Here is a 6,860-nt window from a genome sequence, read left to right on the forward strand (position 1 = left end):
TGTCAGAAGTTATAATTCACGCCAACAACAGTAAACGGATTCCATGAGTGGCCGGTCGATGTCCAGAGCCCGGTTTCTTTCGTAAATTGTGCTTTGAATTCACCGTATAATCGCACTTCACCAAATACTGGATAACTCAGCGTACCGCCGATAAATTTATACCGGCCGTCATAGAAAACTTCACTGGCATTACTGGCGTTATCTATTTTGTCCTGGCCAAATCCAACATACAGCGAGGTTAATAACGGATACCAGTTACGCCAGAGCCCGGCCGTGACTTTCCATTCCTCTTCTACAATGTCGCCCCAGCTTTGACGCTCTTGACGGTTATAGTAATAATAGGGCCGCAAATAGAGTCCGAGATCCGGATTTACGCGGTATTGAATGGCTGGCTCAATTTCGAATATATACTGTTCCAGATCGCCATTCCCCGGTTCGTTACCCTGAGGCTGATATTCGCCATAAGCGTATCCGGCCAGGCTCCATTTGTTGGACAGTCGCAGGTCCTGCCAGACCTTGAACCGGTTTTTCCAGCGCTTTGTTGCCGTTTCGGAACCGACCATGACTTCCGTACCGATATTACCTCGCCAGGTTTCAAAAATATGTCCCACAAAAAGTTCATTGATAGTATTGGTGCCTTTGTAGTCCTGATTACTGAATTGTCCTTTATAACTGTCTTCTCTAGCATTCCAGAAACCAAAATACCAGTTAGGTAATTCATCGTGCCTTAAAAAAGCCTGTATGGTGGCGAGCTTGAACTTGCCGCTGTTTTTCTTATTATTACTCCAGCGAACATCGTCAATTTCTATCTGAGACCCGATGTTCCCATGCAGGCCACCGACTTCCATATTACGACCGATACTGTTCCAGTGAACCGGCGGATCTTCCTGCCTTAAACGCAACAGACTGACGTCTTCGGGGTTATCCACTTTATGACTCTCTTTCACTTCAGCTTTTTTATTCTTCGTTGGCGCGGATAACGTCACGGGCTCTGACGACGTAGTGAGTTCAGGCTTTTGACCTGCAGCAACCGGAGAAGATGAAGCGCTAAGGGACAATTGTTCATTGCCTTTATTGACTGGTGATACATTCGTTCTGTTGGTGTCTGATTCATCCTGAAAATAGCTTTGATAGTTTCCCGTAACGTCTTCAGCAATCGCAGGAAATGCCGCTAATGTCACCATTAATGCCAGCGTCTGTTTTCCTGGAACAAATATATTTTTATCTTTCGAGTTAATGCAATTTTGAGGTATTACGCTTTCATCCATTTTGCTCTCTCATTATTCCAGACAATAACATGCCAGCCAGAGACTGGCAGAAATAAAAATACACCATGCAAGAAACAGCTCGGAACTGAAAATTATTTATCTAAAGACCAGTATCCCGCATCGTATAATGAGGCCGCCCCCTGATTTGCAAACAATGAAATATCGCGCTCGCCCGGCTGCGGATAAATACGACTGCTTAAGCAAGCGTCACCATCGTTAACAAAAACTTCCACCGATGAGCGGTCAATAAAAATTCGCAGTGACAGAACGCTGCCAGCTGGTAGCGGAATACTGCGAGTACCTTCCAGCGAATATTCTGGATAGCGACGCTCCACCACCAGACGCCCGGCCTGATCATCGACGTATATTCTCAGCCCGTCGCCCAACGCGATACCAAACTGTTCAGCCGTCGATGCACTCAAATCCCATGCCAGCTGTACTTCGACCGCATCGGCATCTGCCGCGACAAGGACGTTCTGATTGTTCAGGCAGCGGACGGGCGTGGGATAATAGCTGCTACGCAGCGCGGTCACTTCGGCAGCAGGTTTCATCCTCACATGATCATCATCGACAAGGCTTAATTCGCGCGGAAGCGAGAGCATTCCGGCCCAGCCATCCTGCTGTTCAGGCATCGGTGATTCCCACATATCCAGCCACCCAATGACAATGCGTCGGCCATCCGGAGTCACGAAACTCTGCGGGGCATAAAAGTCGTGGCCGTGGTCCAGCTCGGTAAATTGTCCGCTGTGGGTGAACGGTTGACCTGGCTGCCAATCCCCAAGTAAATAGCCACTCTGGAACAGATTGCGATAGTGATACCCTTCCGCAGCCATACCCTGTGGCGAGAACATCAGGATACGCTTCTCTCCCAGGGGGAAGAAATCCGGGCATTCCCACATAAAGCCCTTGCCTTCATCAGCCTCGGCGAAGATGCCTTCATCATGCCATTCGCGGAGATCGGTGGAACGGTACAGGCGTACCTGGCCGCTATTCTCTACGCGGGTACCGACAACCATGTACCAGAACTCACCTTCGCGCCACACCTTAGGATCGCGAAAATGATGCAGTCCGGGCGGCGTATCAATCACCATACCATGCCGTTCAAAATGGATGCCGTCACGACTGGTCGCCAGACACTGCACTTGGTAGAGGTTGTCGTCTGTGTCCGCCGGGCCGTGAAATTTATGTCCGGTATAGATCAGCGCCAGTGTATCGCCGTCCACCACGGCGGAGCCGGAGAAACAGCCGTCTCTGTCCGCCGGGCCTTCCGGCGCTAGCGCGACGGGCAGATGTTCCCAATGCACCAGATCTTTGCTTCGGGCGTGCCCCCAGTGCATCGGCCCCCATTTCGGGGAATAGGGGTGGTGTTGATAAAAAGCGTGATACCAACCGTCAAACCATACCAGGCCATTAGGATCATTCATCCAGCCTGCGCGAGGAGCAAGGTGATAGCGCGGATACCAGCGCGGATTAATCCCGGATTGTGCTTTTTCAAGCACCTGTTCAGCCTGTACTAATAAGGATGTCATCGTCTTTACTCTCAGTGCATTACACAGCGTTTTGCTGCAGAAAAGATGGCTCAGATGAGGATTTAGTTGAGCGCAAAAGGAAAATGGAAATAAACGTGGTGCTGAACACCATGATGCCCATGATCAGATAGGATTGGGCGAAGCCAAATCTCTCATAGCTAAAGCCTGCCAGCGGGGACAATACGGTGCCAATGACGGAGCTGGTGCAGGCGAATCCCACCAGATAAATGGTGGAGGAGAGACGTTTGTCGAAATTCAGACTGTTGTATTTAAATATGGCGACTAACAATATTGGCAGTTCGACCGCGTGAAGCAGTTTGGTAATAGAGATAAGCAAGGGGCCTTCCACCAGCCCGGAAGCAATCATGCGCAGCGCCATCACCATTCCGGCGAATATCAAACCATTTTTAGCGCCAATGCGATTAACTAGCCAGGGCGCACAAAACATACCCGCAGCCTCGAGAAAAACCTGGAAAGAGTTTAAATAGCCAAACATCTCGTTCCCTTCTCGTAATGTCGGGAACTGTGACGAAAAATAGACTGGGAATTGCTGATCGTATACGCCGTAAATGCAGGTTCCGACCACGAAGAATATCAGCGCCCAGAAGCGCGGCAGAGTGAGCAGACGCAGGGCGTCTTCCAGAGAAACTTTTTTCGCGCCGATTTCGAGTTTCTCCATGCTTGCCGGCGCGGCCACCTTTAAGCGGGCTAGCAGACAGAAGAAGATTAAGCCTGAGCAAGAGGCCACCAGGAAATTAAGGTCAGGGTTGATATTAAACAGTAACCCGGCAAAAAACGTAGCGACAGCCCAGCCCAGAGACCCCCACATGCGTGCCCGCCCAAACTCAAAGGTACTCTGACGCGCAACACGCTCGGTATAGGACTCCAGAACGCCAATACCGCCATTAAACGTCAGCCCGATAAATAAGCCCCCGAATACGCTACCCAGCAGAATATTAACGCTCAGCAAATAGCTAAAAAGTAGATAAGCCGGGCCGGAGAGGATCAGCAAGGCGGTGATAAACCATAATAAATGTTTACGCAGACCAAGCCGGTCCTGGATAAAGCCATAACAGACTTGCGCGAAGAGCGCGGAAACGGATAAAACGGAAAAAATAATCCCGGTTTCCGATGCCTTTAGCCCCACCTCCTGGTGAAGCCAGATAGAGAGAAGTGAACTTGATGAGGACCAGGTCACAAAGAAAAAGAACAGCAGAGCGCTGAGCAGCATGTAACTTTGAGTAGGCCGTTTTTTCATCTATGTAATCTCGCAAGAAGGATATGCTAAGATGGTAACGTTAACATTTAAGACGTACACTCGATTTTGGTGGGATACTCGATGTTAATCACAAAAGTTAACGTTAACATTAATGTGTTGAGATCGCGCTCAAACTTTTGAGCATGACTTGCGTAACCCTGGGTATCGGTGCCTAGAATAGGACATTCGCATTGGCTCAAAACACCTTACAGGGTTAAATGCATTCAGATAATGGAAAACTATGGCGTCTTTAAAAGATGTGGCCAAACTGGCCAATGTATCGCTCATGACGGTTTCACGGGTGCTGAATGACCCGAAACGCGTAAAGCCTGAAACCCTGTCCCGGGTGCAGGAGGCGATCCTGCAGTTAAATTACGTGCCAGACCTCTCAGCCCGGCAGGTTCGTCGTGTCGGCTCCCGGAACAAAACCATCGGCGTGCTGGCGCTGGATACCGTCACCACCCCTTTTTCGGTAGAAATCACGCTGTCTATCGAAGAAACCGCACGGGCGTATGGCTGGAACAGCTTCGTGGTGAATATGTTTACCGATGATAATCCTGACGATATTGTCGACCTGCTGCTCGCCCACCGACCCGGGGGGATCATTTTCACCACCATGGGGTTGCGTGAAGTGAGCATCCCGCCCCGGCTACTGGAGCACCCTTGCGTTCTGGCCAACTGCGAGAACAAGGGAGAACCGGTTGCCAGCTATATACCTGACGATGAACAAGGCCAGTATACGGCCGTACAGGCTCTACTGGCTGCGGGATACCGCCGCCCTCTCTGCCTGCATTTACCTGTCAACCATCTGGCGACGCGTCGCCGCCGTCGGGGGCTTGATCGCGCCTACCGTGAAGCCGGTATCGATCCTGATACGCTTGAGCACTGCTATATGCAATTTGGCGATGAGCACTACCGGGATATTCCGGAGATGCTGCTGGCGCATATCGTTCAGGGGAAACCGCGATTTGATTCGGTCATCTGTGGCAACGACCGTATTGCATTTATGGTGTATCAAACGCTGTTGACGCAGGGTATCCGAATCCCACAGGATATTGCCGTTCTTGGCTACGATAATCTTGTAGGCATCGGAAATTTGTTTTTACCCCCACTATCCACGGTCCAACTGCCACATTATGAGATTGGTCGCTTAAGTACATTGCACATTATCAATGGCGACACCCACCGGGACAAGGTGCTGGTCGAGAGCCCCTGGCTCAGACGCGAATCATTCTGAGAAAGCAGTTTTTTACAACCGTCCCTTTTATGCCAGCCTGGACTATACGATTTCAGGCTCGCCATGAACCTGAAACCCGCCGATTATGGTTCATAAAATTAGCTGGCCTCTAAATGCTTCGCTATTTTCGCTCATCCTGGTTAGGCCAGACGGCGACCACCCGTTTTATCAGAATTTAACCGTCACCTGATTTCCGACAACCCACGCGTCTTTAATCTCCTCACTTCCTCCCGGATGAGCGAGTAACTGAAGGTTAGGACGTACAGTCAGCCAGGGAGTAAGGAGAAAACTATTATGCAACTCTGCGACATATTCGGCTTTGCGAACCGGTACATACAGAGGATTATCATAATCAACAATACCCCGCATTTGGTTCAGGAGTTCCGCCCGACGGGCTACTCTTTCAAGTAGGTTATCATCGTCGCTCATTGGCAGAAACGGCTGTGTTCCATACCAAAACCCTGCTGGGTGCTCATCTGAGCATTCGGGACTATGAACCGCAGGTGGGTGACGCGATGGCAATGGCTTAAGCGCTGGACCGGATGACGTTGTTTGATATGCCTCACAGCGTCCGGATCGCATAACAGATGCGGTAACGGGAGCCTGTCGTCTAACTCTGATTTATTCAACAAAGCCTCAACTTGATGGAATTTCCTTCGCATTACCAATAACTGTTAAGTTTGATCATGACTATCTACGAAGCTTTTCCTAAGAAGAGGAGTTAGGGCTACCCTAAGTCCTCTCTAATACCTTTCATTAACTGAAGAAGACAACTAAAGTACTCAAGGATTACCCTGAAATGCATTTGCCGACGATTTATTGCCTAAAAATGATATTTATGCTGCTTATTTCGTCACTATTGAAAAAAGAGTCCAGAAAATATTTCTGGTGCCCGTATTTATTTTTGTTGGCCTGCAACGAAAACTGTGAGTCTGTTCAGAACTTGTTTGTATACAGCCGCGGGGTTGGACAAGCCCGCAGGGCGCATCAGCCTGTCACATTCTGGTATGGTTCAATCTTACTTTACGCTAGTACACATTTACGACATTTAACCATATAGCGGGATATTAATCCGTTATTTCCAACTAACAATAGGGTATAGCTTTAAAGATTCGACGTTGCTCGACGGCTAATCGATCAACGCGTCGATGGCATTTTCAAAATGTTCGGCCATAGCCTGTACGGCTCGTTCAGGATCTCTGGTGCAAACGGCGTCGCAAATACGCTGATGCAGCTCGATGATCTTAATTTCATACTCTTTTTCTTTCTTACTCTGTGCAACCAAACCGGCGCGCATCGAGGTCATTAGCTGTTCATGCAGCGACTGAAGTAAAATAGAAAGCAGTGTATTACCCGACGCGCGGGAAAGAATGAAATGAAATTGCAAATCGTGGCTAATAAAATCGTCCACGTCCTTAAAGTTTTCCTTAATTAGCCGCATTTCTTCCCTGAGTTTTTCAAAATCCTCTTCTTTGCCGTTAATCGCCGCCAGATGTACACACCCCATTTCAAGATGACGCCTGACTGCAAGTATATCCTTGTGAGTGACCTGCTCTGTAATGACCGCA

General features: G+C 49.2%; 5 protein-coding genes and 2 pseudogenes. 2 read left to right on the forward strand and 5 right to left on the reverse strand.

The features are described from left to right. Positions 1 to 2: 2 nt before the first annotated feature. The 3 genes from KQJ19_RS14160 to KQJ19_RS14170 all read right to left on the reverse strand — a co-directional run bounded on the left by KQJ19_RS14160 (position 3) and on the right by KQJ19_RS14170 (position 4,055). Positions 3 to 1,268 carry an OmpG porin family protein gene (locus KQJ19_RS14160; RefSeq protein WP_047498247.1) on the reverse strand — a complete coding sequence of 422 codons (1,266 nt, stop codon included), beginning with the start codon at positions 1,266 to 1,268 and terminating at the stop codon, positions 3 to 5. A gap of 92 nt (positions 1,269 to 1,360) precedes the next feature. Beyond that, positions 1,361 to 2,797, reverse strand: coding sequence for a glycoside hydrolase family 32 protein (locus KQJ19_RS14165; protein WP_216403784.1), 1,437 nt, complete (start codon positions 2,795 to 2,797; stop codon positions 1,361 to 1,363). Positions 2,798 to 2,816: 19 nt separating this feature from the next. Then, positions 2,817 to 4,055 (reverse strand): MFS transporter, encoded by a 1,239-nt coding sequence (locus tag KQJ19_RS14170; RefSeq protein ID WP_047498239.1) that lies wholly within the window; start codon positions 4,053 to 4,055, stop codon positions 2,817 to 2,819. A gap of 241 nt (positions 4,056 to 4,296) precedes the next feature. Here KQJ19_RS14170 and KQJ19_RS14175 point away from each other — a divergent pair, with 241 nt between their 5' ends. After that, entirely contained in the window at positions 4,297 to 5,292 is a 996-nt protein-coding gene (locus KQJ19_RS14175; protein WP_047498236.1) for a LacI family DNA-binding transcriptional regulator, read from the forward strand. Positions 5,293 to 5,460: 168 nt separating this feature from the next. On the opposite strand, the pseudogene KQJ19_RS14180 reads toward KQJ19_RS14175, so the two are convergent. Continuing rightward, positions 5,461 to 5,697, reverse strand: a pseudogene (locus tag KQJ19_RS14180) (carbohydrate porin); the annotation flags it as partial. On the opposite strand from KQJ19_RS14180, the pseudogene KQJ19_RS14185 reads away from it, so the two are divergent. After that, a pseudogene (locus tag KQJ19_RS14185) lies at positions 5,691 to 5,822 on the forward strand (IS5/IS1182 family transposase); the annotation flags it as partial. The pseudogenes KQJ19_RS14180 and KQJ19_RS14185 overlap by 7 nt on opposite strands. 599 nt (positions 5,823 to 6,421) lie before the next feature. On the opposite strand, the gene KQJ19_RS14190 reads toward KQJ19_RS14185, so the two are convergent. Continuing rightward, positions 6,422 to 6,860, reverse strand: a 439-nt coding sequence (locus tag KQJ19_RS14190; RefSeq protein WP_216403786.1) for an FCD domain-containing protein, incomplete at its 5' end; no start/stop codon positions are given.

It is taken from the genome of Citrobacter sp. S46_ASV_140, assembly GCF_018919545.1.
Taxonomy (GTDB): Bacteria; Pseudomonadota; Gammaproteobacteria; order Enterobacterales; family Enterobacteriaceae; genus Citrobacter; species Citrobacter braakii.